The following is a 25,762-nucleotide window of genomic DNA, read 5'->3' on the forward strand; positions in this document are numbered from 1 at the left end:
TCAGAAACGTTTCACAACCTGTGCAGTGTGGGGTGGCACACTCACCGCATGGATATCGACTCCAGCGATACCGCCGTCGTCGTGATCGACCCGCAGAACGACGTGTTGAGCCCGACCGGCAAGAACTGGGAGGTCTTGGGGGCGTCGGTGACGGAGAACAACACTGTCGGACACCTCATCGAGATCTTCACCGCAGCCAAGGCGGCGGGCTACCCGGTGGTGATCTCACCGCACTACTTCTATCCCACCGACCATGGTTGGCTTTTCAACGGACCGCTGGAGGCCGACGAACTGCGCACCGGAACGTTCGCCCGCCGCGGTGCGCTGACCATGGACGGCTTCGACGGATCCGGCGCTGATTGGCTCGAGGAGTTCAAGCCGTTCATCGACGACGGTAAGACGATCGTCGCCAGCCCCCACAAGGTGTGGGGACCCCAGACCAACGACCTCGTTCTGCAACTGCGCAAGCGCCGGATCACCAAGGTTGTGTTATGCGGCATGCTCGCCAACATCTGCGTGGAATCCCATCTACGAGATCTGCTCGAGCACGGGTTCGAGGTGGCGGTGGTTCGCGACGCCACCGCGGGCCCACGACATCCGACCCGAGGTGACGGATATCAGGCGGCGCTGGTCAATTACGCGTTCCTGGCGCACGCTGTGCTGAGTACCGATGACGTGGTCGCAGCCATGGCAGTTCCGCCGACGAGTTGATGCGTTCCGCTGCGATGACCCCGAGCTGACAGGGAGACGTCCATGAGCAAGCACTACGCGTCCATCGCCTTCACCGACGATGTCCGCGCCGTCCAGAACGACCACGGCAGCGACACGTTCTACGCCCGCAAGGTCATCGCCGGTACGGCCGCCCCGGGACGCGACTCGCTCACCGAGGACGAGAAGGACTACCTCAGCGAGCGGGACGGCTTCTATCTGGCGTCGGTGTCAGAGACCGGGTGGCCGTACGTTCAATTCCGCGGCGGGAAGCCGGGATTCATCCACGTTATCGATGACCACACCATCGGCTGGGCCGACTTCCGCGGCAACTTGCAGTACATCAGTACCGGCAACATGACCGGTGACGACCGGGTGGCGATCATCGTCCTCGACTACGCCCACCAGCGCCGGTTGAAACTCTTCGGGCACGCGCGCATCGTGACCGCAGACCAAGACCCGGAGCTGCTGAAAGGCCTGACCGATGAGACCGATGACTCGGTGGTCGAGCGGGCCGTCCTCATCGATGTCGAGGCATACGACTGGAACTGTCAGCAGCACATCACCCCCCGCTTCAGCGCGGCTGAGCTCGAACCCGCTCTGGAACCCCTGCGCGCCAAGCTGGCGGAGCTGCAGGCTGAAAACGACCGCCTGCGTGCACAACTCGACGAGACGAAGGGGTAACCACCAATGGCGACACTGGTCTCGGTCAACGTAGGGCTCCCCAAGGATGTGGCGTGGAACGGGCGCACCGTGTACACCGGCGCCTGGAAGGCCCCGGTGGCTGGTCCGCGGATGGTGCGGCGGCTCAACGTCGACGGTGACGGCCAGGGTGATCTCGGCGGTCACGGCGGCGAGAACCGCGCCGTCCTGGTGTATCAGGTTGCCTCCTACGAGTATTGGGCCAGTGAACTCGGCCGCGACGACTTGAGGCCGGGTGCCTTCGGAGAGAACCTGACCGTCGACGGGCTGCCCGACGACGAGGTCTGCATCGGCGATCGGTACCAGATCGGCGATGTCGTCCTGGAGGTGACCCAGCCCCGGGTCACCTGTTATCGCGTCGGAATGCGGCTGGGCGAACCGCGAATGGCGGCCCTGCTGGTATCGCACCACCGACCGGGGTTCTACTGCCGGGTGCTGGCCGAAGGCGAACTCATGGCCGGTCAAGAGGTGGTGAAGGTCGCCGACGGTCCACAGCAGGTCAGTGTCGCCGAGATCGACGCTCTGCTCTACCTTCCCGGGCATCCCGGTGACGCCCTGGAGCGCGCTCTCGCGGTCCCGGCATTGAGCGCCGGGTGGAAGGCCTCGTTGCAGAGCCTGCTGGCGCAAGGCTCCGCCGCGGGCAACACCGGGCTGACCGGAGCGGCGCCACCACCGCCGGCGTGGCCCGGCTTTCGCGCACTGAAGGTGACGGCGGTGCGCGACGAGAGCCGGAATGTCCGATCGGTATCGCTCGCCGACCCCGCCGGCGAGCCGTTGCCGAAATGGCTTGCCGGCCAATCGGTCGTACTGCGCGTCGCGCTCGGCCCCGACGGGCCCCCGCTCGTGCGCAACTACTCGCTGTCCAACGAGCCGGGCATGCCCGAGTACCGCATCGGCGTCAAGCGCGAACCGATGGGCACGGTCAGCGCATATATCCACGAGCATGTGAAGGTCGGCGACCTCGTCGACGTCGCCGCGCCGCGGGGGAGTTTCTTCCTCGACGACAGCTCGCGGCCGGTGATCCTGATATCGGCGGGTGTCGGGGTGACCCCGGTGTTGTCGATGTTGCACTCGCTGGCGGTCAGTGACTCCGAGCGCCCGGTTTGGTGGCTACACGGCGCTCGGGACGGCGCCGAGCAGCCATTCGCCGCCGAGGTCCGGGAGCTACTGAATCGACTGCCGCACAGCAAGTCTCGAATATTCTTCAGCAGTCCTGGTGCGTCCGACCACGCGGGTGTCGAGTTCGACCAACAGGGCAGGCTGACCGCACAGGCGCTGCGCGACCTGGGCCTGCCGGCGCAGGCGCAGGTGTTCATCTGCGGCCCGCAGATGTTCATGGACGCGGTCGGCGAGGCCCTTCTCACACTGGGTTTCGACGCCCGCGATATCCACTCCGAGCGGTTCGGCGCCCATAGCGCGATCACGCCCGGCATTGCGGCGGCCCCCGCGCGCCCGCCACACCAGCCGGAGGGCCCGCCCGGTCCCGGACCTAACGTGCAATTCGCGCGCAGCGCGCTCTCCGCGCCGTGGCGGCCCACCGACGCCAGCCTGCTCGAGTTCGCCGAAGCCTGCGACGTGCCCACCCAGTGGTCGTGCCGCACCGGCGTCTGCCACACCTGCGAGACAGCGCTTCTGGCCGGCCGGGTCCGCTACGAGCCCGACCCGCTGGAACCGCCGGCCGAAGGAAACGTCTTGCTGTGCATCGCCGCACCGGTCGAGGACGTCGTCGTCGACCTGTGAGCCGTCAGGACTTGGCGAGGTAGCGCTGCCAGCGCCGCTGGGTGGTAGCCGACGCAGGCCCGTCGGCGGGCCGCAGCGCATCGGTCATCAGGGTCCGCACCTTTGCAGTGTCGAAGTGGGTTCCGATCGCCACGAGGTGGTTGTCCGTTGCTGACGGAATCGCGCTTCGTGCAATGTGCACCGCAGGCCCGACGACGTTGACCACGAAACCCTGCACGGCCCTGCGATGTCGCACCGCCACCCGGCCCTTCATCCGGTACACGCCTGCGGGCGGAAACTCGAGCAACTCCAGCAGCCGCGCCGGGTCGATCGGCTCGGTGGCGGTCACCGTCACCGACTCGGCATGCACGTGGTCGTGCTCACCGACCGTTTCTTCGAACAGCGCGTCGCGAAACGACAATTGTCCGGTCTCATCGGTCGCCGCGGCGACGTCGTAGAGCAAGGCCGGGTCGATGTTTCCGTTCGTCGCCCCGATGACGTGGGCACGTGTATTGCGTTCGCGCACCCGGGCTTCGACCCGGGCCAGCACGGCATCCTGGTCCTCTGCCGGGATCTGATCGAGTTTGTTGACCACCACCAGCGTCGCCGCGCCGTACCGGGCGGGTGCCACGCCGCCGCGGTCGACGGTGTCGAAGTGCTGTACGGCGTCCACCACATCGACGACACCGCCGTCGCGGACTCCGCCGATCTCGCTGAACCCGATGATGCGGGCCAGTGCCGCCGGGTCGGCCAGCCCGCTGGCTTCCACGATGATGGCGTCCAGTCGCAGCTTCGGATCCGCGAGCCGGGCCAGCGCGGTGTCCAGTTGGCCGTCGTCGGGAAGGCAACAGATGCAGCCGCCGGCGATCGAGGCGGGCTCGTCGATCTGCCCGCTGATCAAGCCGGCGTCGACGTTGATCTCGCCGAAGTCGTTGATTACCACGCCGATCCGAGCCTGCGGGGTGCGCAACACGTGGTTGAGCAGCGTCGTCTTACCTGCGCCCAGATGGCCGGTGAGGGCGATCACCGGGATCGTTGCGCCGCTGACAGCCCGGGACACCACGTTCCAGATGGTGCCATACTCGGCCGTGCGCCGGCTTGTCGCATCGGGGCGCGTTTGCTGGAACCTATGAATCTTCACATCGTGGCCTGCGAATGCCAAGGCGGTGACCGCCTCGTTCCGGCAATGCCCAGCACGCGGTCCGGTGGGCTCGACGCCTCGAACATTGCTGGGCGAAACGCCCTCTCAGACAGTGGCTACCCCGCTGGCTGCAGGCTAAAGTGCCTCAGGCAATCGCATCTTCCGGTCCGTTTCGCGACACTGTCGCGCAGTGCCGCGGGAGCCATGTCGGGACCGGATCGAGTCGTTTGCTGCACAGATGCGGCCGTGCGCGGGGGCACGCGTCGTGGCCGTCTCGAACTCGGGGGGAACAATCGTCACCGATCGCCAATCGCTGACAACCCGCGGACGGGTGTGGGCCGGCCGTGGCGTCGTGGTCGCGTTGACTCTGTTGCTCCTCACCATGATCGGGAACCCGCCTGCGAACGCCGTCGTGATGTGGCATCCCAAGGCTGCGCCGCTGCCCACTCCGTGGACCAAACTGGTCGGGCCGGAGAACGCGCTGCCCGAGTACCCCCGTCCGCAGATGACGCGCACATCCTGGATGAACCTCAATGGCGTGTGGGGTTACATGGGCCGGTCAGCGGGCACGGTGTTGCCCGCACCTCCCGCGCCGAGCGCGTACGGGGAGCAGATCCTCGTCCCGTACCCGGTCGAGTCGGCCCTGTCCGGCATCCAGCGTCACGACGACGAGATGTGGTACCGCAAGGTGGTCAAGGTGCCGAGCGCCTGGGTGGGGCGGCATGTGCTGCTGCACTTCGGTGCGGTCGATCAGATCGCGACGGTTTGGGTGAACAACCAGGAGGTGGCCCGACACGAAGGCGGCTACACCGAATTCAGCGTCGACATCACCAGGGCGCTGCAATGGCCGGGTCCCCAGGTGATCACCGTCCGCGTCCAGGACCGCAACGACGCCAACCCTTTCCCGATCGGTAAGCAACGCAACCGCCCGAAGGGGCTGTTCTACACCGGCGCGTCCGGGATCTGGCAGACGGTCTGGATGGAGCCCGTCCACGCCACCTACATCAACAAGGTGGACATCAGCACCGATCTGACCGGTATGACCGTTACCCCGCGCATCGCCGGAACGAAGGGCCAGCGCGCCGTGGTGTTCGTCGTCAAGCCCAACGGCGGCCGAGTGGTGGCGGTCGGCTCCGCCGGTGCAGGTGACACCATTCGCCTGCCGGTGCCCGAGCCGCACCTGTGGACACCCGACGATCCGTACCTGTACGACCTGAAGGTGGCGCTGGTGGATCCGTCGGGCAAGGTTGTCGACGCGGTCTCCAGTTATGCCGGGCTGCGCACGATCAGCACGATGCCCGACTCGCAGGGCCGGCCGCGAATCGCGTTGAACAACAGGATCACGTTCCTGCACGGCCCGCTGGATCAGGGTTACTGGCCCGACGGCATCTACACCGCGCCCACCGACGACGCGCTCAAGTCGGATCTGGTGCGGATCAAGGAACTGGGCATGAACTTCGTGCGCAAGCACGGCAAGGTGGAGCCCGCGCGCTGGTACTACTGGGCAGACAAGCTGGGGCTGATGGTCTGGCAAGACATGCCGTCGCTGGATGTGTCCCTGGACATCCCGGTGGGTCCGGCTCCGGAGCCGTCGCCCGCCGCGAAGGCCAATTTCGAAAAAGAACTGCTGGCCATGATCGACCAGCTGCGCAGCGTGACGTCGATCGTGGGCTGGGTGCCGTTCAACGAGGGCTGGGGAGAATTCGACACCGCCAGGATCGCCGGCCTCACAAAGGCCGCGGACCCTACTCGCATGGTGGACGCCAACAGCGGGGTGAACTGCTGTAAGTCGCGTGGCGACACCCTGGCCGGCGATATCTACGACGACCACACCTATGTCGGCCCCGGCGAACCCCAGATCCACGACGACCTGATGAAGGCGCACTCGAAAGGCCCTGCCCCGGTCGACAATCGGGTACGCGTCGACGGCGAATACGGTGGTTTGGGACTGGTGCTCGACCAGAACCGCTGGCCGGGCCGACCGGAGGCCTACGAAATGGCCGACAGCCCGGCACGACTCACCGAACGCTACGTTCAAGTCAGTCGCAGGCTGGAAGACATCGTACGAAGGACAGGCCTGTCCGGGGCGATCTACACCCAGACCACCGATGTCGAGAATGAGGTCAACGGCTTCTTGAGCTACGACCGCCAGCAGGTCAAGATGCCGATTCCCATTGTGGCCGAACGTAATCGCGCGGTCATCGCCGCCGGAACGCCGGGGATGGTGCCGCCAGACGTTCGCCGGTGAGCGCGATTGCCATGTCGAACGTCCGAGCCGGCGGCTGATCCGTGCCCTACTGGTCGCGTGACGCGAGGCCGGCAGGGGCATGTCCGATGGCCCGGTGGATGGCGTCGGCCAGCGCCAACGCGCTTTCTTCGGTCAGCTCCAGTGCCACCCGGGCGGCGGGTCCCAACGCCGGATTGAGCACGTCGATGTTCACCGTGTGGGTGTACGGCGCGTGCACCGGGTGGTCGACGTAGACGGTGGCCCGGTCGGCGCCGAACCATCCCGTCGCGCCCTTACCACTGCCCTCGATGACGACGCGTTCGGTGAGATATGTGCACATGAGCTGGGAGACCTAGCCTTTCAGGTGGGTGGCGAAGAACGCGTCGATACGCCGCCAGCCGTCGACGGCGGCGTCGACGCGATAGGCGGGCCGATCGACGGAGAAGAACGAGTGCCCGGCACCGTCATAACTGTGGAACTCGTGCGGCTTGCCGAGCCGGGTCAACTCGGCGTCGAGGGTCGCCACAGCTGCGGGCGTCGGGAACCTGTCCTCGGCGCCGAACAGTCCGAGCATCGGAGCGCTCAGGCTCGGCGCGAGGTCCAGGATCGGCTTCATCGCCTTCGGCATTCCCTCAGGGGGTTCCTCGACGATGAATGCGCCGTAACAGTTGACCGCGGCATCGAACGGCAACGAACATGCCGCGAGGAACGCGTGGCGTCCACCCGAGCAGTGTCCGATCACGCCGAATTTCCCGTTCGCGCCGGGAAGTCCGCCGAGATGGGCGACCGCTCCTGCGACGTCGCCGACAAGGCGCTCGTCGGGCACACCCCCGGCGGCGCGGGAGGCGGCTGCGGCATCGTCGGGATCGGCATCGGGCGCTTCCCGCGAATACAGGTTGGGGCACACCACGTGGTAGCCGGTGACGGCGAGTCGACGGACGAACTCCTTGGTCTCCCGGTCGTAACCGGGCATGTGGTGGATCCACACGAGACCGCCCCGCGACCCGCTGGTCAACGGCCCGGCCCAGTAGGCCTCGATCTCGTCGCCACCGTGTCCCTTGATCGTGATGGTCTCCGCGCGGATCGCGTCCGAGCCCGCTCGTGTCATCGCACCGCTCCTTGCTTGAGTCTCACCGCCGCTGGTTTACCCGCCCAGCCACTCGTCATGATGGAAGGTGACGTGATCCACGGCAAGGGAGTCCCATTGTGAATACCGCATCCGAGCGGCCGACGACCGATTATCCACAGGTGGCTGCGACCCGCGGCCGGATAGAACCGTCTCCCCGCCGCGTTCGCGGCTTCCTCGGCACGGAGTTGGTGTTCGACACCACGGCGGCGCGGTACGTGTGGGAGGTCCCGTACTACCCGCAGTACTACATCCCGCTCACGGATGTGCGGTCGGAGTTCCTGCACGACGAGGACCATGCGCAACGGGTGCAGTTCGGCCCGTCGCGCACATTTGCCCTCACTTCGGGGTCACAGACGCATCCCTCGGCGGCGCGAGTGTTCGACGAGGGCGAGGGCCCGGTCGCCGGGCTGGTCCGATTCGACTGGGCAGCGCTGAGCTGGTTCGAAGAGGACGAGCCGATCTATGGCCATCCCCGCAACCCCTACGCGCGCGTCGATGCGTTGCGTTCCCACCGTCATGTCAGGGTCGAACTCGACGGCGCGGTGCTGGCGGACACCCACAGTCCTGTTCTGCTGTTCGAAACCGGTTTGCCGACAAGGTATTACATCGACCGCACCGACGTCGCGTTCGAGCATCTCGAGCGGTCGGACACCCAGACGCTGTGCCCGTACAAAGGCGTCACCTCGAGCTACTGGTCGGTGCGCGTCGGCGACACCCTTCATGCCGATCTGGCCTGGACCTACAACACCCCGCTGCCTGCGGTCGCGCCGATCGCGAACATGATCGCCTTCTACAACGAGAAGATCGACATCAGCGTCGACGGCGTCGAGTTGCCCCGAGCGCAGACGCACTTTTCCTAGCTTCGCGGCCTGACCTCAGTCGTCGGTGACGGTCAGCTTCACATCGATGTTGCCGCGGGTGGCGTTCGAATACGGGCAGACCTGATGCGCTTTCTCGGCCAGAGCTACCGCAGTCTCATGGTCGACGTTGGGCAGCACGATCTCCAACTCGACCGCCAGGACGAAGCCGCCGGCGTCATTGCTTCCGAGTGAAACCTTGGCTCCCACAACCGAATCGGAGACATCGGCCTTCTCCTGACGGCCCACGAGCCGCAGTGCGGAGTGGTAACACGCGGCGTACCCCACGGCGAACAGCTGCTCGGGGTTGGTTCCGGTACCCGTGCCGCCGAGTTCCTTCTGGATGCTCAGATCGACATCTACCTTGCCGTCGGAGGTTCGGCCGTGCCCGTCGCGGCCATCACCGGTGGCCAGTGCTTCAGCGGTGTAGAGAACCTTCATCGGAGTTCCATTCCAGTTGGTGGAGCATGCTGTCGCCCAGTCGTTGCACTGCGATCCCCGAGCAGGCGTCGGAACGGCCTGAGCTTAGTGCGCAATCACATTGCGCACAGCCAAATGGGCCAGCATGTCGCTTGACGGCAGGCAGGCGCGAGGTGGTCGGGCGAAGATTTACCACCGGCAATGGTTGCCGGAGCGCAATCATGGCGCGTGAGTGCTTGGTAACGATTTGGTAACGCCGGTCAGGGGTGACGGTGATCTCGATGCGCCCTATCCGCGCAGGTAGCCGCAGACGCCGCAATCGTCACGCCACGTTCGCCGTGCGGTCTCACAGCTTGATCACAACGCTTTGCGGGCCTACGGTCAGCTCGCCGAAGACTTGAACTGACGACGACGATGACTTGTTCGGTGGTGAGATTTCAACCCGAGATGAATGCTTCCAACACCCATGGGCTGCAGAGTCCGTGGACAACTGTTCCAGGCGGCGTGACCAGGCAACACGTGTCCTGGGAACGCCACCTACGGTGCCCCTCTTCAACCGACGCCGTCGCGATGCGGCAGCTGGTCGACGCGACAGGGGTGCTCGACGTGAATTCGACATACGCATATCTGCTGCTGGCCACCGATTTTGCCAAATCCTCGATTGTGGCGGAGCGGGACGGCGAGCTTTGCGGTCTGATCACCGCCTATCACCCCCCGGAGAGGCCGGAGGTGCTGTTCGTCTGGCAGGTCGCGGTGACCGAACGCGTGCGGGGCACCGGCCTGGCCGCGGCGATGCTCGACGAGCTCGTGAATCGCGTCCGCCGAGCCCGACACGGCCATCCTCTGACCGTCGAAGCCACGGTGGCCCCGGGTAATGGGCCGTCGCGCGCTTTGTTCGGTGGCTTCGCCCGCCGCCACGGCGTCCCGATGACCGAGCGACCATATTTCGGCGCCGAGCTTCTCGACCCCGAGAGCGACCACGAAGACGAACCGATCTTGCGTATCGGGCCTATCGCGGCAGCACTTTCCGACTGAACCCACCCGAAAGGAAACATGACAACCCAGGCAATGGTGCCTTCTTTCAACGACTCTCAGCTACCGGACGTCTACGACGCCGTCGAGTCGGAGGTGCGCAGCTACTGCCGCGGCTGGCCGGTGGAGATGGCCGGAGCCAGCGCGTCCTGGTTGACCGATACCAGCGGCCGGCGTTATCTGGACTTCTTCGCTGGTGCGGGCGCTCTCAACTACGGGCACAACAACCCGCTCCTCAAGCGGCCTCTGCTCGACTACCTCAGCCGCGACATGATCGTGCACTCGCTGGACCTGGCAACCGAGGCGAAGACCGCATTTCTGGAGACGTTTCAGCGACTGATTCTCGCTCCGCGGGGCATGGACTACAAGGTGCAGTTTCCCGGGCCCACCGGCACCAACGCGGTGGAGGCGGCATTGAAGCTGGCACGAAAAGTGACCGGCCGCGAGTCAATAATCAACTTCACCAACGCTTTTCACGGAATGACATTGGGGTCACTGTCAGTGACCGGCAATTCCATGAAGCGTGCCGGTGCGGGTATCCCATTGGTCCACGCGACGCCGATGCCGTACGACAACTACTTCGACGGCGTCACCGAGGACTTTCACTGGTTCGAGCGAGTGCTCGACGACTCCGGTGGTGGGCTCAATCGTCCGGCCGCGGTGATCGTCGAGACGGTGCAGGGTGAGGGCGGGCTCAACGTGGCTCGGGCGGAGTGGCTGCGCGCTCTGGCCGAGTTGTGCAATCGGCGCGAGATCCTGCTGATCGTTGACGACGTACAGATGGGCTGCGGCCGGACCGGCAGGTTCTTCAGCTTCGAAGAAGCCGGGATCAAGCCCGACATCGTGACACTCTCCAAGTCGATCAGCGGTTACGGGCTTCCGTTGGCGCTCACCCTGTTCCGGCGCGACCTGGATGTGTGGGCGCCCGGGGAACACAACGGCACCTTCCGCGGTAACAACCCGGCTTTCGTGACGGCCACAGCGGCGCTCGAAGCGTATTGGCAGGACACCACTTTCGCTGACCAGACCCTGGCCAAGGGTGGCCTGATGCGGGACCGGCTGGACGCCATTGCGACCTCGAACCCCAAGATCAGCGCCCGCGGACGTGGTATGGCGCAGGGGCTGAAATTCGAGGACGCGCCGACAGCCGCCAAGGTATGCCGTGCCGCGTTCGAGCGCGGCGTGTTGATGGAAACCAGCGGTCCCGCAGATGAAGTGGTCAAGTTGCTACCGCCACTGACCACACCGGACGCCGAGATTGTGCTCGGCATCGACATACTCGCCGAGTCGGTCGCCAGCACGTTGTCCTGACATCCGCCAGACCAGCAAAAGGAGTTCATTTGTGATTGTCCGTACCACTGATGAGATCACCGGCACCGATCGTGACGTGGCCGCCAAGGACTGGAGGTCCAAGCGCATCATTCTGGCCGGCGACGGAGTTGGCTTCTCGTTCCACGAGACCACCATCAACACCGATTCGGTCAGCGAATTCCACTACCGCCACCACGTCGAGGCCGTGTGGGTTGTCGAGGGTAGCGGGACGTTGACCAACCACGAGACCGGTGAGGAGCATCCGCTCGCCCCGGGCACGATGTATCTGCTCAATGGCCATGAGCGCCACCGGGTGACGTGTACCGAGCAGATGCGGATGATGTGCGTATTCAATCCGCCGGTGACCGGCACCGAGGTACATGACGAGACGGGAACCTACCCACCCGCGGAGCCCGTCAGGTGAGCGGTCACCCCCACGACAACTACCCGACCCGGCTCGAACGCCCGGCCGACCCGATCGCTCGAATCGAGCCGACGGTGTGGGGCGCGGGCAACGACGGACCGCTGTCCGACCATGACCTGGAATCGATGGCGGCCAACGGCTATCTGGCTCGTCCTCAGACACTCGGGCAAGACTGGCTCAGGCCGATGGGTGATGAGCTGGCTCGTATCGGCGGCCTGATGGGTGATGACGATCCGCGCATCATTCGCGAACGGCAGGGCGGCATCCGTTCGGTGTTCGAACCGCATCTGTTCAGTGACGTCATCGCGGAAGTCATCGGCCTCGACACTGTTCTACCGGTAGCGCGTCAATTGCTGGGCAGCGACGTCTATCTCCACCAGGCGCGGGTCAACCTGATGCCGGGATTCACGGGAACCGGCTTCTATTGGCATTCGGACTTCGAGACCTGGCACGCCGAGGACGGTATGCCGACGATGCGGGCGGTGTCGTGCTCGATCGCGCTCTCCGAGAACTACCCGTACAACGGCTCACTCATGGTCATGCCCGGATCGCATAGGACGTTCTTCCCATGTGTGGGTGCTACGCCGGAACGCAACCACGCGTCCTCGCTGGTCCGGCAGGAAGTCGGCGTGCCCGATCAAGCAACCCTGACCGCGGCAGCGAATCGACACGGAGTCGACCAGATCACTGGCCCGCCCGGCGCCGGATTGTGGTTCGACTGCAACATCATTCACGGATCGGGATCCAACATCACACCGTTCCCACGGTCGAACATCTTCCTGGTGTTCAACTCGGTCGAAAACAAACTCTGCCAACCCTTCGCGGCGGCCGAGCCGCGCCCGGAGTATCTCGCCGCGCGCACCACCGAGCCCTTTTCCGTGCAGTCCGCGACCGCATAGGTTCAGAGCACCTTCGACAGGAACTCTTGCAGCCGTTCGCTTTTGGGGTGGTCGAAAACCTGGTCGGGGGCATCGTCCTCGACGATGTTGCCGTCGGCCATGAAGATCACCCGGGAGGCCACCTCGCGGGCGAAACCCATCTCATGGGTGACCACCACCATCGTCATACCGCCTTCGGCCAGGTCCCGCAGAACCTGCAGCACGTCGCCGACCATCTCCGGGTCCAAGGCACTGGTCGCCTCGTCGAACAGCATGATCGAGGGATCCATCGCCAGCGCCCGCGCGATCGCGACCCGCTGCTTCTGGCCGCCGGAGAGCGTGGCCGGCTTCACATGGGCCTTCTCGGCGAGACCGACCTGACCGAGCAACTCCATCGCCTTCTTCTCGGCGGCGGCCTTGTCCATCTTCTTGGTCGTCAGCGGTGCCAGCGTGACGTTCTGCAGCACGGTCATGTGCGGGAACAGGTTGAAATGCTGGAACACCATGCCGATGTGCTGCCGCACCTTGTCCAGATCGACTTTGCGGTCGGTGAGATCGAAGTCGCCGACCACCACCTTGCCCGCGGTGATGTCTTCGAGTTTGTTCAGGCAGCGCAGGAACGTCGACTTTCCCGACCCGGACGGGCCGATCACGCACACCACCTCGCCCTGCTTGATGTCGGTGGTGATGCCGTCGAGCACCAGCAGTTCACCGAACGACTTTTTGAGATCTTCGATGTGGATCATCACCGTGCCTGCCGGCTTTGTGTCGGCGGAATCGGGAACGAGGTCGGTCATTTCACGATCCTTTTCTCGACGCGGTCGGAGAGTTTGGTGAGCGCCATGATGACGATGAAGTAGATGATCCCGATGATCAGCCACATCTTGAACGACTGGAAGTTGCCTGCGATGATGATGCGCCCGGTCTGCGTCAACTCGGCGATGCCGATCACCGACAGGATCGACGTGTCCTTCAGCGTGATCACGAACTGGTTGATGTACGACGGGATCATCGTCCGGATGGCCTGGGGCAGTATGACTTTACGCATCGTCGGCAGATATCCGATGCCCAGGCTGCGGGCCGCCTCCATCTGTCCCTTGTCGACGGATTGAATACCGCCGCGCACGATCTCGGTCATGTACGCGCCCGCATTCAGCGACAGGGTGATGATGCCGGCGGTCAGCGCGCTCATCTGGAAGCCCAGCGCCGACGGGATGCCGAAGTAGATGAAGAAGGCCTGCACCAGTAGCGGGGTGCCGCGGAAGATGTCGACGAACGTCGTGCCGATTCCACGCAGGACAATCGATCGGGACACCCGGAACAGGCCGAAGATGACTCCGAGCACCAGGGCGATCGCGATCGAGACGACCGTCAATATGACGGTCATCTTCAGGCCCTGCAGCAGGATCGGGTAGGTGCTCTTGATCAGCCCGAAGAATGAATTGTCATCCTTTGAGGCGCCTTCACCGAGGTAGCTGTTGACGATTTGGTCGTACTTCCCGGACTTCTTGAGGTTGTCGAGGCCGGCGTTGAACTTCTTGATGAGCTCGGCGTTGCGGCCCTTGTTGACCGCGAAGCCGTAGCCGGTCGGCTCCTCCTTGGGGGTGACGGTCTTGAAGCCGTTGCCCTGCGCGATGCCGTACAGCAGCACCGGGTAGTCCTCGAAGACCGCCACCGAGTTGCCGGTCTTGACCTCGTCGAACATCGACGACGAGTCCGCGAACGAGACCACCTGGAAGCCGTACTTGTCCTTGATCGAGTTGGCGAACGTCGCACCCTGGGTGCCGTTCTTGACCGCCACCCGCTTGCCGCGCAGGTCCTCATAGGACTTGATGTCGTTGTTGGTCTTCAGGACCGCCATCTGAATGCCGGACTCGAAGTACGGTTCGGAGAAGTCGAAGACCTGCTTGCGCTTGTCGGTGATCGACATGCCGGCGATCACGCCGTCGACCTGGTTGGCCTGTACGGCCTGCAGTGCGGCGTCGAAGCCGAGCGGTTTGATGTCGACGGTGAATTTCTGATCCTCGGCGATCGCGCGGATGAGATCCATGTCGATTCCGACGAAATTGCCTTGCTTGTCCTGGAATTCGAACGGAGCGAAGGTGGTGTCGGTGGCGATCAAGTAGTTCTCGCCGTCGGCTGACGCCCGCGCGGGCGCGAACAGTCCGGTTGTGAGCATCGTCAAGACGGCGGCCAGCGCCACCAAGGCGAACGCTCGCGCCGTACTTCGGTGAGACTTTCGGCGTAACCATCCGGTCGGCATGCGCTGCCCTCCCATTTTCCGATTGTGCGCGTGCAGTTCACGCTAACGTCAAGACTTGCCGCGTGTGTGGGTAACTGCCCATCGACGACGAGGAGTGTCATGACCACCCGAGTGGTGACCTGTGCCGCGATCGTGCTCCTGCTGTGCTCGGCGATGCCCACCGTAACGGCCGGGGCGACGCCGCCCGGCGGCGACGTGACGCGCACCGACCTGGCCAAGGGGGACACCGAGACGTCGGTGTCGATCACCACCGACGGGCCCGCCACCCAGATCGTCCAGAGCCTGTCGATGGGTCCCGGCGCGACCAGCGGTTGGCACACCCACCCCGGCGCCGAATTGTCGGTGATCACCGGCGGGTCGGTGGCGTTGCAGACCGCCGGTGCGTGTGCCCCGGTGACCTACGCTGCCGGGCAGGCGGTCGCCATTCCCGCGGGCGTTCCGCATCGCGTCGCCAACGAATCCGGTTCGCGCGCCGAGGTCGTCGTCACCTACACGCTGCCGGTCGCCACCCCGGTCCGCGAGGACGCTCCCGACGTGTGCGCCGAATAGTCCGATCCCGTTATCTGCCAATATCTTTCGGCAAGCATTACGTCAACCCTGCTCGACGGTATTGGAGAAGCCGGACTTGTCGACCGTCGGTGAGCCGCCGTGGTAGGTGATTTTGTTGTCCATGCCGGACGCCTCGATGGCGTCGGCCGCGTCGACGGTGACGATGTTGTTCATGCCGGATACCTGAACGCGCTTGCAGCGGCCGGTGATCACCACGGTGTTGTCCATACCGCTGATGGTGACCACGCTGTTGTCGCACGCGAGCCGCTTGTTCTCGTTGACACCGGAGACGCTGAGAGTGGCGCCCGATTCGGGCGGGGCCACGGTGGCGGCCGAATTCGGCGGGGGAGTCGGGGTGCTGCGGCTGGGCCGGGTGACCGTGGTGAATGTGCCACCGCCGCCGGAGATCGTAGGCAGGCCCGGCGAGGTCCGGCCGGCGTTGAGGTGACTGGTGATCAGGATCGCGCCACCGCCGATGGTGAGCCCAACCACCAACAGCACGAACACAATCCAGCCGAGTCGCAGGCCGGGTGTGGACGACGAACCTGACGGGGGCGGCATCGGCGACCCGTAGTAGCCGGGGGGAGGTGGTGCCCAGTTGCCCGGCGGTGCCGCGGTCCCCAGCTCGCTGGTGTGCGCCTGCTCGGTCAGCGGTCGCTCGAGTTGTCGGATGCGTTCCTCGGGATCGTCGTCTGGGTTCATCGGCTCGCACTCCTCGTTCCGGTTCCCGACAGAATATTGCCCATCCAGGCCCGCCACGGGGTTGATGAGGCCAACTTTTACGTGTGCGCGAAACTGCCGGTGTTTGACCTCGAAAGGGTCATTGCTTGATGTCGAAAGCGCCCGTTTTGCGCTGGTCGCATACGGGTATCTGCCGGCATGGTTCGACCGCACCCCATCATCCGGCTGGCGCTTCACGCGCCGGTCGAGATCTACGAGCACGGCTTCGGCAGGCTGCTCGGCAAGCGCTTCGTTCGCCTCAGTCACGGCGAATCCGAGTCGTGCGACTGCCGCACGGTCCTCGAAGTCATCGGCGCCAGCGACGACGAGGTGATGGTCATCGCCGGTCTCGGGCCGTCATGTGAATGGTTCCGCGACATCGCATCCGGTTCACCGGCATCGATCGAACTCGGCGGGACGACGTTCTCCGCCGAGCACCGGGTGCTCAGTGAGCCGGAGGCTGTCGCGGTGATCGCCGAATACGAACGTCGCCACTGGCTGATCCGCCCCATCGTCTACCGCGTGATGGGGATCCTGCTCTGCCGGGAGTACGACGGCAGTCCGGCCGCGCACGTCGACCTCGCGCACCGCCTGCCGATCGTCGCGTTTCGCCCTGCCCGCCTGGCTGCCTAGGTATACGGTCCTCTCGGCAACTTCTCCGCGACGGTGGAGGTCCGATGACCGAAGTGAGTGCGCGCGCGCCGGGTCGGGCCTATCGTGTGCTGCTCACCCAGGGCACGCTCTACACGACGGGCACCCAGCTGGCCAACGTCTCGGTGGTGCTGCCGTTCATCTGCGCCCAGGAGGGGTACTACTGGGCTGCCGGGCTGCTCTATCCCGCCTACTGCGTCGGAATCGTGGGGGGTAACTCACTGGCGCCCTACATCCTCGCCCGAGCTCGCCACCTCAAACACCTGGTCATCGCCGCCACCACCCTGCTGATGGCCACGCTGGTGGTCATCAGCGCGTTCTCGGCGTGGACCAAGTGGTTCATCGCGGGCATCTTCCTTGCGGTGTCACTGGCCACCGGAGTCGTCGGTGGGGTCTCGAAAGTCGCTTTCTCCGAGGTGGTTTCGAGCAAGCTGGCCGAGCAGCGTCGCAGCGATCTGATTCTCACCCAGGGTGCCATCGGCGCGATCCTGGCGATCGGGACCACCTTGGTGCTGCTGCCTTTCCTGGCTCAGCGCGACCCGGCGCACAGCCATCTGGACCTGCTCTGGCTGGGCTCGTCGGGACTGCTTGCCGCCGCGATCGCCGCGGTGTTCATCGGTCCGGTGCGCGCATCCGAGGTCGACCGGGTGACGTTCAAGGACACCTACCGCGACGGTGTGCGGGCCGCGCGATCGCAATCGTGGTTCCGCAGGTACGCGATTGTCCAGTTGCTGTTCGTCCCGGTCAGTCTCGGCACGTCGTTCTACAGCATCCATGCCTCGGTCAATCACAGCGACACCGCGGGCAGCCTGCACGTCCTGGTGATCTCGTCGAGCATCGGAATGGTGGCGGGCGCACTGTTCTGGCGCTTCGTCAGCCGCGCGCTCGGGGTGCGCGGCATGTTGGTCAACAGCGCTCTGCTCGGTTCGGCGGCCGCCGCGATCTGCGTGGTGATGGAGTACCGCGACGACCTGAACCACATTTGGATCTACGGAATCGTGTTCATCCTGGCGACCATGGCGAACCAAGCCATCTTCAGCGCCAGCCTGGCCTGGATCGGCGCCTTCGCCGCCCAGGACCACCGCGCTACTTTGCTGGGTTTCGGTTCGCTGATCATCGCCGTGGAGTCGTCGCTTCTCGGAGCGGCACTCGGTGCGGTGGCCCAGAGCGCCGCGGTGGTCGGCCCGATCATCACGATCTTGGGCCTCAATGTCCTGGCCGGGCTGGCGGCGGTGTGGGTGGCGCCCGGACGTGAGGGACTAATTCGGCAGCAGTAGCCGAACGGCATGGGCGACGACGGCGTCGACATCATCGCCCAGCGTGCCGGCCAGCCACCTCATCCGGTAGGAGCGGGACGCACCTCGCGATGGATCCTCTGCCGGAGTCCCAGCAGGGCCTGCCGGCGGGTGGCCGACGGCACCGGAGTCGACCACACCGGTCCGCAGCCGCGAATCCGTCGACCAGATGGTGTGATCTGGACCACTGGCGAATTGCTGAGACTCACTCGCTAAGTGCGCCGATCAGCGAACTCGTTCGGGATCAAGATCGCGGGAAGTCGCGTCAAGCCGCGGTCGGCCTCCAGGAGCGTCAATAAGTTAAGGATTTTCCTTAGGAATTTAGACGCGGCTGAGGCATTGTGATTTGTGCCTCTTTCGGCTTGGCGCCGGTAAGAAAATCTAAGGACTGCGGTCGTTGCGTTCATTCGTTTGCGATCTTGAATGCCGCTAAAAGCCCATGTCAGAACGCAATTATCTACCGGGGCCGAGCCTTTGCAACGAATTGATAACGATCGTTGTCTTAGTAGTTGCTGAGACCTTCGGCGTGCTTGGTAATGGGTTCCGAAAAGCCGCGAATTCTCCGTGAATTGACTCGCTACACTCGACGCAGGCGGTTACCGGCAGGTAACGCGAAAACGACTAAAGACAATGCGCGGCGCAGTCCAGGCCGCCGGAGGTACGAGATCATGGCAAACACAACGGGAGTTACGGAAGGGTCCAAAGTCACCGGTGTCGCGGTGGCTGAGCGGGCCACCGCGGAGCGCTCTTTGTGGCTGTCGGCGCTGCCGTCGATCCGGCGGGCCCCGATCGGGGACCTGCTGCCGCAGTTGCTGGGTGGCGCCGAACTTGAGCCGCTGACCGAGCCGATCGAAGCGCCGGTGATGACGGTCGCCCGCACCCTGGCCACCGGGCACGGACCCGTCAGCGACATTGCCGTCAGCCCCGATGGCCGACATCTCGTCACCTCCCACTACGGCGCCGACGTCGTGTGCGTCATCGACACCGCGACGCTCTCGGTCACTGCGACCATCGACGGGCTCAGTGAGCCCTACGCGGCCGTCATCGTCGGTGACCGCGCCTATGTCAGTGCAGCGTCCAACGCCGAGGACGCCGTCGTCGCCGTCGACACCCGCACCGCGACACCGCTCGCGGCTAAGACGTTCGACACGACCCTCTCGGGCCTGGCCGTCAGCCCGGCCGGTGACGTGCTCTACGTCGGCAGGACCGGCGAGGAGGATGTCGATATCGCGGTCATCGACATCGAATCCGGCGCGCTCAGCAGCGTCGCCATCCCGGCCGCCCCCGGTGCCTCCATCGAGACGGTTCGGCTCAACGCCGATGGCACGCGTCTGTTCGCGGCGCTGACCACCCCGACGGGCGGCATGCTGGCCGTCATCGATACCAGGGCCCGTGCGGTGAAGGCCGGCGTGTCCATCGACGGTCCGATCGGTGACATTGCAGTTGTGCCCAACGGCCGCACCGTTTTTGCCACCGGGTGGGACGTCGAGCTCGGCGGAGTCATTTACGTCATCAACGTCCCCGGTGCTCGGGTGACCGACACCATCGACATGGGCGGTGTCCCTACGCAGCTGGTGCTCAGCCGCGGCGGCGCATGCGCCTACATCGTCGACCGTGACGAGATCGCGGTGATGTGCACCGCCACCACCGAGATCGTCGACAGCGTCGTCATCGGCCCGCAGTTGTCCTGCCTCGCCGTCGACCCGGTCCGGAACCGGTTGTACGCGGCGGACTACGCGGGTGCGATCACCGCCATCCGGCTGGACCCGGCCGTCCCGCAGGCGCAGTTGGCCGTCGCGGCTTCCTGACCGGGCTGCCACGATGGAGTCATGACTTCGACTCCACGGCAGCGCGTCGTCAACGTCGTCCAGCGGCGGGTCGCCAACCCACTGATGCGGCTGGTCCCGATTCAGACTCTGCTGGAAACGACCGGGCGAAAGTCCGGCCAACCACGGACCACCCCGATCGGCGGTCGACTCGACGGCAACACCTTCTGGTTGGTGTCGGAATTCGGCGATCGATCCCAATACGTCCGCAACATTGCGGCCAACCCCCGGGTACGGGTCCGCGTTCGCGGTCGCTGGCACAGCGGAACCGCCGTGCTCCTACCCGAAGACGACGCGCGGGCGCGACTGGCCGAGCTTCCGCGGATGAACAGTGCGGCGGTGCGTGCGATGGGAGACAACCTGCTCACCATCCGTGTGGACTTGGACTAGTGGGCGCTGCAGTCGAGTGACACCGAAATCGTCTGGCTGGTGACGACCGGCACCAGGATGGTGCGATTGTTGCCGCGCCCCGGTCCGGTGTACGGCACCCACTGAGTGACGGTCTGGGGATTGCGCACGTTCGTGACCACGCACTTCGACATCGGACCGGTGCCGATGCGGTCGATGTTCACGGTGTAACCCTGACTCTGCAGCTGACTGATGGTCGCCTGAGCCGAGCTGTCAGCCCACGCCGTCGCGGCCGGCCCTGCGACGATGCCACCCGCGGCCGCCACCGCGGCGAGCGCATATGCGGTCCGCATGATCGCACCTCCTCTTTTCCCGCCCAATGATCCTCCAGGTACATCGTCGTTGCCGACGAAAACGTTCCCGCTCCTGCAGATTCGCCTGGGGTTGTTTACCTGCTGCAGGTTCGGGAACCCCGCACCTGCGGGCGGATGTGCGGCCCCGCGGTCGAAAGCGACTGGCGCTGCACGAGAAATCACCCGATCAATGGGATGCACGGTGCGCATGCGCCTCATCCTGCACTGCAGGAACAGACGCCAAGGAGGACCCATGGCAGGCAACAGCGGACCCGAAGAGGGCATCAAGGGCGTCGTCGAAGACGCCAAGGGCAAGGCCAAGGAAGCCGTCGGCGCCGTGACCGGCAGCGACAGCCTCACTGAAGAGGGCAAGGCGCAGCAGGACAAGGCGCAGGCTCAGCGTGACGCTGCGGCCAAGGAAGCCGAGGCCGAAAAGGCTCGCGGCGAGGCGAACGCCCAAGAGAAGCGACAAGAGTCGCACCAGTAGACGACAGAACCCGGCCGGTGAACCCGGCCGGGTTTTTTCTGTCAGCCCCGTGGGCCGTACATGATCAGTGCCACTCCCACCACGCAGATCACCGAACCGGTCACGTCCCAGCGGTCTGGGCGGAACCCGTCGGCCGCCATGCCCCACAGCAGCGAACCCGCGATGAACACTCCGCCGTAGGCAGCCAGGATCCGGCCGAAGTGCGCGTCGGGCTGCAGCGTCGCGACGAAACCATAAGCACCCAAAGCGATTACGCCGAAGCCGGCCCAAATCCAGCCCCGATGTTCGCGGACGCCCTGCCACACCAGCCAGGCGCCGCCGATCTCCAGCAGCGCCGCGGCCAGGAACAGCGCCGCTGATTTCAGCACAACCATCGGGTCAGCATGGCACGGGCGAATTGCTCACACCCACGCCGAGCAGTCGGCAACGCCACAGTGTGCGAACGCGGGCTGCGGTGAACCCCAGACCGGTGACCACCGAAGAACCACTCTCTGGCAGCCGTGTCCGGCTCAACCACGACGTGCTGCGCCTTGACGACGGCCACCGGGTCGGCGTTCTGACCGGCGGTCGCGGCGTGCCGCTGGTGTTCCTGCACGGCTACGGTCTCAACGCGCGGGCCTATCTGCGGCTGTTGAGCCGGCTGGGAGCGCTTGGATTCACCGTGATCGCCCTCGATGCGGCAGGCCATGGTGGAACGCCGACGCTGCCTGCGGAGGCAACGCTGGAAGGCCGGGTGGACTTGACGCTGCGCGCCCTGGATGCGATGGGCGTCGGTAAAGCGGTCTTTCTCGGGCACTCCATGGGCGGACGGATGATCGTCGACCTGGCGTCCCGCGCCCCCGAGCGGGTATTGGCAGCGGTGTTGCTCAACGCCGCCGCGGGCGCGCCGTTCGACGAGTCGATCTCGCCCGGGCATCGCTCGCCCCGCGCTGTCGCCGAGCGGTTACTGGCCGTTGCCGTCGATGCGCAGGGCGACCCGAGGCGGCTCCCGCTCGGCGAACTGGCCGGATACGTGCGGCTGATGGCGGGTGCGTTGGCGCGCAACGCGCGCGCGCCATTCGGACTGACCGGTTCCCTGCGGGCGCTGCTGGGCTCCGGCGACTTCGCGGACAAGCTGGTCGCGATGCGTACCAACGCCGTGCCCACCATCGTCGTGCACGGCGAGAAGGACGGTGTCGTGCCGTTCGAGAACGCCTACGACATGGCCGAGCGTGCCGACGCGACCCTCTACCGGGTGCCGGGCGCGCACCATTCGTGGATGCTGGCTCGCCCGCGTCAGGGCGCCGACATGGTGCGCCAGTTGCTCGGCGCCGAACTCGGCCGGGCGCTGGAACGGCTGTACCGGGATATCCCGGACCTGAGCGCCGATGAACTCGATCCCGTCGAGCTCGAGCTGCTCCGATCGCCGGCCACGCGCTGCCGGCCGCGCCGTCGCACGTTGGCTCTACGGTGGCCGCCCCGCCGCCGGGTGCCGGTTTCGTTGACCGGGTAACCGATCCCGGACCTGCTGAGTTGCCCGCCGCGATAGATTCGGGCCTATGCAGAGCACGATGCAGAACTTTCCGCTGACCGTTGCCGCGATCCTGCGCTACGCCGCCACCGTTCACGGCGATCGGACCGTCACCACCGCGACCGGCGACGGGTTCCGGCACGCCACCTACCGCGAGGTCGGACAGCGGGCCGCCCGGCTGGCCAATGCGTTACGGCGCCTGGGCATCAAGGGCGACGACCGGGTCGCCACCTTCATGTGGAACAACCAGGAACACCTGGAGGCCTACGTCGCGGTGCCCTCGATGGGGGCTGTGCTGCACACGCTGAACATCCGGTTGTTCCCCGAGCAGATCGAGTTCGTCGCGTACGAGGCCGAGGATCAGGTGGTGATCGCCGACCTGTCGCTGGCGCCGATCCTGGCCCCCGTGCTGCCCAAGATGGAGACGGTGCACACGGTGATCGCCGTCGGCTCCGGCGACCTGGCGCCCTTCGAGGCGTCGGGCAAGCGGGTGGTGCGCTATCACGACGTGCTCGGTGCCGAGTCCGATGAGTTCGACTGGCCGGACATCGACGAAAACTCGGCTGCCGCAATGTGTTACACCAGCGGTACCACCGGACATCCGAAGGGCGTGGTTTACGGACACCGGTCGAGTTACCTGCACTCGATGGCGGTCTGTAGCGGTAACGGGCTCGGACTCAGCTTCTCCGACAAGGCCTTACCGATCGTGCCGATGTTCCACGCCAATGCCTGGGGTCTGCCCTATGCGGCATTGATGGCCGGCGCCGATCTCGTGCTGCCCGACCGATTCATGGATCCCACCTCGTTGGTGAACCTGATCGAAAGCCAGCGCCCAACGGTGGCCGGGGCGGTGCCGACCATCTGGAACGACGTGATGAACCACCTGGACCGCAACCCCGGCCATGACATTTCCTCGCTGCGGTTGGTGTCCTGCGGCGGCTCCGCTGTGCCGGTGTCGCTGATGAAGGCGTTCGAGGAGAAGTTCGACGTGGAGATCCGCCAGCTGTGGGGCATGACCGAAACGTCGCCGATCGCCACCCTGGCCTGGCCGCCACCGGGCCTGACCCCGGAAAAGCAGTGGGAGGTCCGCGGAACGCAAGGCCGGCCGATTTGTGGTGTCGAGACTCGCATCGTCGACGACGAGGGCGCCGTGCTGCCCAATGACGGCGAGGCGGTCGGGGAGTTGGAGGTGCGGGGTGCGTGGATCACCGGCTCCTATTACCGCAACACCGACGAGTCGAAGTTCCAGTCGGGCTGGTTGCGCACCGGGGACGTGGGGCGCATCGACGGCCAGGGCTACATCACGTTGACCGACCGCGCCAAGGACGTCATCAAGTCCGGCGGCGAGTGGATCTCGTCGGTCGAACTCGAAAACTGTCTGATTGCCCATCCCGCGGTGCGGGAGGCCGCGGTGGTCGGGGTGCCCGACGAACGCTGGCAGGAACGGCCGCTGGCCGCGGTGGTGCTGCACGAGGGGGCGCAGGCGTCGCCGGAGGAACTACGGAACTTTCTGTCCGACAAGGTCGTTCGGTGGTGGCTGCCGGAACGGTGGACATTCGTCGACGAGATCCCGCGGACCAGTGTCGGCAAGTACGACAAGAAGACCATCCGCGCCCGGCACGCCGACGACGTCTACGACGTCACGCACCTGGGTTAGTCCGGCCATACCGTCGGCGGAACTTCTCGACCTGCCCCGCCGCGTCCATGATCCGACGCTCACCGGTCCAGAACGGATGGGAGTCCGCGGTCACCTCCGCGACCACGAGGGGATAGGTGCGCACGCCGTCGGCCGTGTCCACATCGATCGTGCGTGACGTCGTGATCGTGGAACGGGTCAGGAACGTCGTGCCGGTCGTGGCGTCTTGGAAGACGACCGGGCGGTAGTCGGGGTGAATATCGGGTTTCATCGTTCTTCTCCGTGATTGGTTGTCGGCTTGGATAGTTCGGTGGGCCCGGTCGGGTTGCCGCACGGTTCCTCGTGCCAATGACCGAACGGGTCGGGGTAGTCGGCCCAACTGTCGGGACTGTCCATCTCGTCGTCGGTCACCAGCGCCTGCCGCAGCGCGTCCTCGATCTCGAGGCGTTCCGCCCCGCAGATCAGAACGGTCATCGACGTTCGGCGATCGCCGTATCGGTCGTCCCACGCCAGGCCGGCCATCACCCGGCGCTCCGGTCCGACGTAGGCGACTTCCGACTCGCTCATCGCCGCCAGCCACTTTCCGCCCGAGCTGACGCGCAGGCCGCCACCGGCGGACTCCAGGTACATCACGTTGTCGGGCTCATTGGCCAGCCAGATCCGGCCGCGGGTGCGCACCACTCCGGTCAGCAGGACGTCGAGCGCATCGTGAAGGCGCTCAGGGTGAAACGGGCGGTCGGCGGTGAACTCGATGATGCCGACTTGCCCGTCGGTTTCCAGTGGTGGTTCACCGTCCAGCAGCGGACCGTGCGGATCGTCACTGCGGCCGCGACGCGCGCCGGGCTCCAGGTTCGCCACTGCTTCCTCGACGTGATCGGGCAGCTGGATGATCCACGCGCGAGGCGCCAACCGGCGCAGGACGGCCACGGTGGTGCGGTCCACTCTTGGTGCCACGATGACGTCGGCGAACTCGCTGTGACCGACGGCCACCTGGGCCACGGTCCGCCCGTCGTCGAGTTCGTCATCGCAGAGCGCGTGGGCGAGCCAGATAGGTGAATCCAAACAGGTTATGACGCCGATGATTTCGACATCGCGCGACGCAGGCCCGTCGAGGTAGCCGGGACCCAGGCGGGTCCTGACGTGGTTGATGGCCCAGCAGACGGGTTCGGGCTCCAGGGTGGACTCCAGGTGTACGACGATCCGCTCCACATCGGCGCGGCGGTGCAGTCGGCGCAACAGCAGGAGCAGGTCGTTGCGCACCGTGCAGGACAGGCAGCCGTGTTCCAGTTCCAGGACATAACCGGCAGAGGTGGGAACGGCGTTCTGCACGGTGGTCAGAACTCGGTGCACCACGTGGCCGTCGAAGTGGTGCCGTATGACCAGAGTTCCCTCCTGCCGCAGCAGTGTTCTGGCCACGGCATCGCTGTCACCGTGACCTGCGACCAGCAGTACCGGGGTTCGCACCGCACCTCCCGTATTGAAAACGATTTCCATTAAGTCCTGACACACGCTACAGTGCGAGAACGCACTTGTCGAAAATCATTTTCAATAACACGAACTGCCGCAGGAGGGTTGT

28 protein-coding genes are annotated in these 25,762 nt (G+C 65.4%); 17 read left to right on the forward strand and 11 right to left on the reverse strand.

Annotated elements, in window-relative coordinates; all coding sequences use genetic code 11:
- The first annotated feature begins 48 nt into the window (after nt 1-48).
- Genes BST42_RS17970 through BST42_RS17980 form a run of 3 tightly spaced genes read left to right on the forward strand, consistent with a single transcriptional unit; the run spans nt 49 to nt 3,150 of the window.
- On the forward strand, nt 49-711 hold the full coding sequence (locus BST42_RS17970) for a cysteine hydrolase family protein (RefSeq protein ID WP_083120658.1): 663 nt from the start codon (nt 49-51) through the stop codon (nt 709-711).
- Between the two features lie 42 nt (nt 712-753).
- Entirely contained in the window at nt 754-1,392 is a 639-nt protein-coding gene (locus BST42_RS17975) for a pyridoxamine 5'-phosphate oxidase family protein (RefSeq protein ID WP_083120659.1), read from the forward strand.
- A gap of 6 nt (nt 1,393-1,398) precedes the next feature.
- Nucleotides 1,399-3,150, forward strand: a complete 1,752-nt coding sequence (locus BST42_RS17980) for an MOSC domain-containing protein (RefSeq protein ID WP_083120660.1) — start codon at nt 1,399-1,401, stop codon at nt 3,148-3,150.
- Nucleotides 3,151-3,154: 4 nt separating this feature from the next.
- Here the strand turns inward: BST42_RS17980 and BST42_RS17985 are convergent, their stop codons facing one another.
- On the reverse strand, nt 3,155-4,192 hold the full coding sequence (locus BST42_RS17985) for a CobW family GTP-binding protein (protein WP_237159487.1): 1,038 nt from the start codon (nt 4,190-4,192) through the stop codon (nt 3,155-3,157).
- A gap of 460 nt (nt 4,193-4,652) precedes the next feature.
- Between BST42_RS17985 and BST42_RS17990 the strand changes: the two genes are divergently transcribed.
- Entirely contained in the window at nt 4,653-6,518 is a 1,866-nt protein-coding gene (locus BST42_RS17990; protein ID WP_083120762.1) for a glycoside hydrolase family 2 protein, read from the forward strand.
- A gap of 46 nt (nt 6,519-6,564) precedes the next feature.
- Here the strand turns inward: BST42_RS17990 and BST42_RS17995 are convergent, their stop codons facing one another.
- The gene (locus BST42_RS17995) at nt 6,565-6,837 is read right to left on the reverse strand and encodes a DUF6295 family protein (RefSeq protein WP_036343599.1); all 273 of its coding nucleotides are present in this window, start codon (nt 6,835-6,837) and stop codon (nt 6,565-6,567) included.
- A 12-nt stretch (nt 6,838-6,849) separates the two neighbouring features.
- A complete protein-coding gene (locus BST42_RS18000) occupies nt 6,850-7,605 on the reverse strand; it encodes a dienelactone hydrolase family protein (RefSeq protein ID WP_083120661.1) in 756 nt (251 codons plus the stop codon).
- A gap of 98 nt (nt 7,606-7,703) precedes the next feature.
- Here BST42_RS18000 and BST42_RS18005 point away from each other — a divergent pair, with 98 nt between their 5' ends.
- Complete coding sequence (locus BST42_RS18005; RefSeq protein ID WP_083120662.1) at nt 7,704-8,486, forward strand: DUF427 domain-containing protein; 783 nt, start codon at nt 7,704-7,706, stop codon at nt 8,484-8,486.
- A 15-nt stretch (nt 8,487-8,501) separates the two neighbouring features.
- On the opposite strand, the gene BST42_RS18010 is transcribed toward BST42_RS18005, so the two are convergent.
- Nucleotides 8,502-8,924: an organic hydroperoxide resistance protein gene (locus tag BST42_RS18010; RefSeq protein ID WP_083120663.1), complete on the reverse strand. Its 423-nt coding sequence runs from the start codon at nt 8,922-8,924 to the stop codon at nt 8,502-8,504.
- A 426-nt stretch (nt 8,925-9,350) separates the two neighbouring features.
- Between BST42_RS18010 and ectA the strand changes: the two genes are divergently transcribed.
- The 4 genes from ectA to thpD are packed head-to-tail and all read left to right on the forward strand — an operon-like array spanning nt 9,351 to nt 12,569.
- Nucleotides 9,351-9,938, forward strand: a complete 588-nt coding sequence (gene ectA / locus BST42_RS18015) for a diaminobutyrate acetyltransferase (RefSeq protein WP_083120664.1) — start codon at nt 9,351-9,353, stop codon at nt 9,936-9,938.
- An 18-nt stretch (nt 9,939-9,956) separates the two neighbouring features.
- Nucleotides 9,957-11,246, forward strand: a complete 1,290-nt coding sequence (gene ectB / locus BST42_RS18020; protein WP_083120665.1) for a diaminobutyrate--2-oxoglutarate transaminase — start codon at nt 9,957-9,959, stop codon at nt 11,244-11,246.
- A 31-nt stretch (nt 11,247-11,277) separates the two neighbouring features.
- On the forward strand, nt 11,278-11,670 hold the full coding sequence (locus BST42_RS18025) for an ectoine synthase (protein ID WP_083120666.1): 393 nt from the start codon (nt 11,278-11,280) through the stop codon (nt 11,668-11,670).
- Nucleotides 11,667-12,569 (forward strand): ectoine hydroxylase, encoded by a 903-nt coding sequence (gene thpD, locus BST42_RS18030; protein ID WP_083120667.1) that lies wholly within the window; start codon nt 11,667-11,669, stop codon nt 12,567-12,569. The genes BST42_RS18025 and thpD overlap by 4 nt, the downstream gene beginning before the upstream one ends.
- A 2-nt stretch (nt 12,570-12,571) precedes the next feature.
- Here thpD and BST42_RS18035 read toward each other — a convergent pair whose 3' ends face one another.
- Complete coding sequence (locus tag BST42_RS18035; protein ID WP_083120668.1) at nt 12,572-13,345, reverse strand: amino acid ABC transporter ATP-binding protein; 774 nt, start codon at nt 13,343-13,345, stop codon at nt 12,572-12,574.
- Nucleotides 13,342-14,727 (reverse strand): amino acid ABC transporter substrate-binding protein/permease, encoded by a 1,386-nt coding sequence (locus tag BST42_RS18040; RefSeq protein ID WP_237159496.1) that lies wholly within the window; start codon nt 14,725-14,727, stop codon nt 13,342-13,344. The genes BST42_RS18035 and BST42_RS18040 overlap by 4 nt, the downstream gene beginning before the upstream one ends.
- A gap of 183 nt (nt 14,728-14,910) precedes the next feature.
- Here BST42_RS18040 and BST42_RS18045 point away from each other — a divergent pair, with 183 nt between their 5' ends.
- Nucleotides 14,911-15,360: a cupin domain-containing protein gene (locus tag BST42_RS18045; RefSeq protein ID WP_083120670.1), complete on the forward strand. Its 450-nt coding sequence runs from the start codon at nt 14,911-14,913 to the stop codon at nt 15,358-15,360.
- Between the two features lie 42 nt (nt 15,361-15,402).
- On the opposite strand, the gene BST42_RS18050 is transcribed toward BST42_RS18045, so the two are convergent.
- On the reverse strand, nt 15,403-16,062 hold the full coding sequence (locus BST42_RS18050; protein ID WP_083120671.1) for a DUF3060 domain-containing protein: 660 nt from the start codon (nt 16,060-16,062) through the stop codon (nt 15,403-15,405).
- A 177-nt stretch (nt 16,063-16,239) separates the two neighbouring features.
- Here BST42_RS18050 and BST42_RS29905 point away from each other — a divergent pair, with 177 nt between their 5' ends.
- The 4 genes from BST42_RS29905 to BST42_RS18070 all read left to right on the forward strand — a co-directional run bounded on the left by BST42_RS29905 (nt 16,240) and on the right by BST42_RS18070 (nt 20,242).
- On the forward strand, nt 16,240-16,713 hold the full coding sequence (locus BST42_RS29905) for a hypothetical protein (protein ID WP_207569526.1): 474 nt from the start codon (nt 16,240-16,242) through the stop codon (nt 16,711-16,713).
- A gap of 44 nt (nt 16,714-16,757) precedes the next feature.
- Nucleotides 16,758-18,008, forward strand: coding sequence for a hypothetical protein (locus BST42_RS18060; protein ID WP_083120672.1), 1,251 nt, complete (start codon nt 16,758-16,760; stop codon nt 18,006-18,008).
- A gap of 686 nt (nt 18,009-18,694) precedes the next feature.
- Nucleotides 18,695-19,834, forward strand: a complete 1,140-nt coding sequence (locus BST42_RS18065) for a YncE family protein (RefSeq protein WP_165760871.1) — start codon at nt 18,695-18,697, stop codon at nt 19,832-19,834.
- 21 nt (nt 19,835-19,855) lie between these two features.
- Nucleotides 19,856-20,242 (forward strand): nitroreductase/quinone reductase family protein, encoded by a 387-nt coding sequence (locus BST42_RS18070; RefSeq protein WP_083120674.1) that lies wholly within the window; start codon nt 19,856-19,858, stop codon nt 20,240-20,242.
- Here BST42_RS18070 and BST42_RS18075 read toward each other — a convergent pair.
- A complete protein-coding gene (locus BST42_RS18075; protein ID WP_083120675.1) occupies nt 20,239-20,553 on the reverse strand; it encodes a hypothetical protein in 315 nt (104 codons plus the stop codon). The two genes, BST42_RS18070 and BST42_RS18075, sit on opposite strands and share 4 nt — an antisense overlap.
- Nucleotides 20,554-20,806: 253 nt before the next feature.
- Between BST42_RS18075 and mbp1 the strand changes: the two genes are divergently transcribed.
- Entirely contained in the window at nt 20,807-21,040 is a 234-nt protein-coding gene (mbp1, locus tag BST42_RS18080) for a microaggregate-binding protein 1 (RefSeq protein ID WP_083120676.1), read from the forward strand.
- A gap of 41 nt (nt 21,041-21,081) precedes the next feature.
- Here the strand turns inward: mbp1 and BST42_RS18085 are convergent, their stop codons facing one another.
- Nucleotides 21,082-21,414 carry a YnfA family protein gene (locus BST42_RS18085; RefSeq protein ID WP_083120677.1) on the reverse strand — a complete coding sequence of 111 codons (333 nt, stop codon included), beginning with the start codon at nt 21,412-21,414 and terminating at the stop codon, nt 21,082-21,084.
- Between the two features lie 95 nt (nt 21,415-21,509).
- Between BST42_RS18085 and BST42_RS18090 the strand changes: the two genes are divergently transcribed.
- Both BST42_RS18090 and BST42_RS18095 read left to right on the forward strand, forming a co-directional pair.
- The gene (locus BST42_RS18090) at nt 21,510-22,532 is read left to right on the forward strand and encodes an alpha/beta fold hydrolase (protein WP_083120764.1); all 1,023 of its coding nucleotides are present in this window, start codon (nt 21,510-21,512) and stop codon (nt 22,530-22,532) included.
- Nucleotides 22,533-22,578: 46 nt separating this feature from the next.
- On the forward strand, nt 22,579-24,207 hold the full coding sequence (locus tag BST42_RS18095) for a long-chain fatty acid--CoA ligase (protein WP_083120678.1): 1,629 nt from the start codon (nt 22,579-22,581) through the stop codon (nt 24,205-24,207).
- On the opposite strand, the gene BST42_RS18100 is transcribed toward BST42_RS18095, so the two are convergent.
- Both BST42_RS18100 and mrf read right to left on the reverse strand, forming a co-directional pair.
- On the reverse strand, nt 24,191-24,457 hold the full coding sequence (locus BST42_RS18100) for a type B 50S ribosomal protein L31 (RefSeq protein WP_083120679.1): 267 nt from the start codon (nt 24,455-24,457) through the stop codon (nt 24,191-24,193). The two genes, BST42_RS18095 and BST42_RS18100, sit on opposite strands and share 17 nt — an antisense overlap.
- Nucleotides 24,454-25,650, reverse strand: coding sequence for a ribosome hibernation factor-recruiting GTPase MRF (gene mrf, locus BST42_RS18105; protein WP_083120680.1), 1,197 nt, complete (start codon nt 25,648-25,650; stop codon nt 24,454-24,456). The genes BST42_RS18100 and mrf overlap by 4 nt, the downstream gene beginning before the upstream one ends.
- Nucleotides 25,651-25,762: the final 112 nt, after the last annotated feature.

Source organism: Mycolicibacterium rhodesiae, assembly GCF_002086695.1.
GTDB classification, from domain to species: Bacteria; Actinomycetota; Actinomycetes; order Mycobacteriales; family Mycobacteriaceae; genus Mycobacterium; species Mycobacterium rhodesiae.

Excerpts from the sequence above, each read along its gene's own strand:
- BST42_RS18075 (WP_083120675.1), bottom strand. The coding sequence starts at position 20,553 with ATGCGGACCGCATATGCGCTCGCCGCGGTGGCGGCCGCGGGTGGCATC.
- BST42_RS18040 (WP_237159496.1), bottom strand. The coding sequence starts at position 14,727 with ATGCTCACAACCGGACTGTTCGCGCCCGCGCGGGCGTCAGCCGACGGC.
- BST42_RS18070 (WP_083120674.1), top strand. The coding sequence starts at position 19,856 with ATGACTTCGACTCCACGGCAGCGCGTCGTCAACGTCGTCCAGCGGCGG.
- BST42_RS18100 (WP_083120679.1), bottom strand. The coding sequence starts at position 24,457 with ATGAAACCCGATATTCACCCCGACTACCGCCCGGTCGTCTTCCAAGAC.
- mbp1 (WP_083120676.1), top strand. The coding sequence starts at position 20,807 with ATGGCAGGCAACAGCGGACCCGAAGAGGGCATCAAGGGCGTCGTCGAA.
- BST42_RS18010 (WP_083120663.1), bottom strand. The coding sequence starts at position 8,924 with ATGAAGGTTCTCTACACCGCTGAAGCACTGGCCACCGGTGATGGCCGC.
- ectB (WP_083120665.1), top strand. The coding sequence starts at position 9,957 with ATGACAACCCAGGCAATGGTGCCTTCTTTCAACGACTCTCAGCTACCG.
- BST42_RS17970 (WP_083120658.1), top strand. The coding sequence starts at position 49 with ATGGATATCGACTCCAGCGATACCGCCGTCGTCGTGATCGACCCGCAG.
- BST42_RS17990 (WP_083120762.1), top strand. The coding sequence starts at position 4,653 with ATGATCGGGAACCCGCCTGCGAACGCCGTCGTGATGTGGCATCCCAAG.
- BST42_RS17995 (WP_036343599.1), bottom strand. The coding sequence starts at position 6,837 with ATGTGCACATATCTCACCGAACGCGTCGTCATCGAGGGCAGTGGTAAG.
- BST42_RS18065 (WP_165760871.1), top strand. The coding sequence starts at position 18,695 with ATGGCAAACACAACGGGAGTTACGGAAGGGTCCAAAGTCACCGGTGTC.
- BST42_RS18085 (WP_083120677.1), bottom strand. The coding sequence starts at position 21,414 with ATGGTTGTGCTGAAATCAGCGGCGCTGTTCCTGGCCGCGGCGCTGCTG.
- BST42_RS29905 (WP_207569526.1), top strand. The coding sequence starts at position 16,240 with ATGGTTCGACCGCACCCCATCATCCGGCTGGCGCTTCACGCGCCGGTC.
- BST42_RS18000 (WP_083120661.1), bottom strand. The coding sequence starts at position 7,605 with ATGACACGAGCGGGCTCGGACGCGATCCGCGCGGAGACCATCACGATC.
- BST42_RS18035 (WP_083120668.1), bottom strand. The coding sequence starts at position 13,345 with ATGACCGACCTCGTTCCCGATTCCGCCGACACAAAGCCGGCAGGCACG.
- BST42_RS17980 (WP_083120660.1), top strand. The coding sequence starts at position 1,399 with ATGGCGACACTGGTCTCGGTCAACGTAGGGCTCCCCAAGGATGTGGCG.
- ectA (WP_083120664.1), top strand. The coding sequence starts at position 9,351 with ATGAATGCTTCCAACACCCATGGGCTGCAGAGTCCGTGGACAACTGTT.
- BST42_RS17975 (WP_083120659.1), top strand. The coding sequence starts at position 754 with ATGAGCAAGCACTACGCGTCCATCGCCTTCACCGACGATGTCCGCGCC.
- BST42_RS18060 (WP_083120672.1), top strand. The coding sequence starts at position 16,758 with ATGACCGAAGTGAGTGCGCGCGCGCCGGGTCGGGCCTATCGTGTGCTG.
- BST42_RS18050 (WP_083120671.1), bottom strand. The coding sequence starts at position 16,062 with ATGAACCCAGACGACGATCCCGAGGAACGCATCCGACAACTCGAGCGA.
- BST42_RS18095 (WP_083120678.1), top strand. The coding sequence starts at position 22,579 with ATGCAGAGCACGATGCAGAACTTTCCGCTGACCGTTGCCGCGATCCTG.
- BST42_RS18045 (WP_083120670.1), top strand. The coding sequence starts at position 14,911 with ATGACCACCCGAGTGGTGACCTGTGCCGCGATCGTGCTCCTGCTGTGC.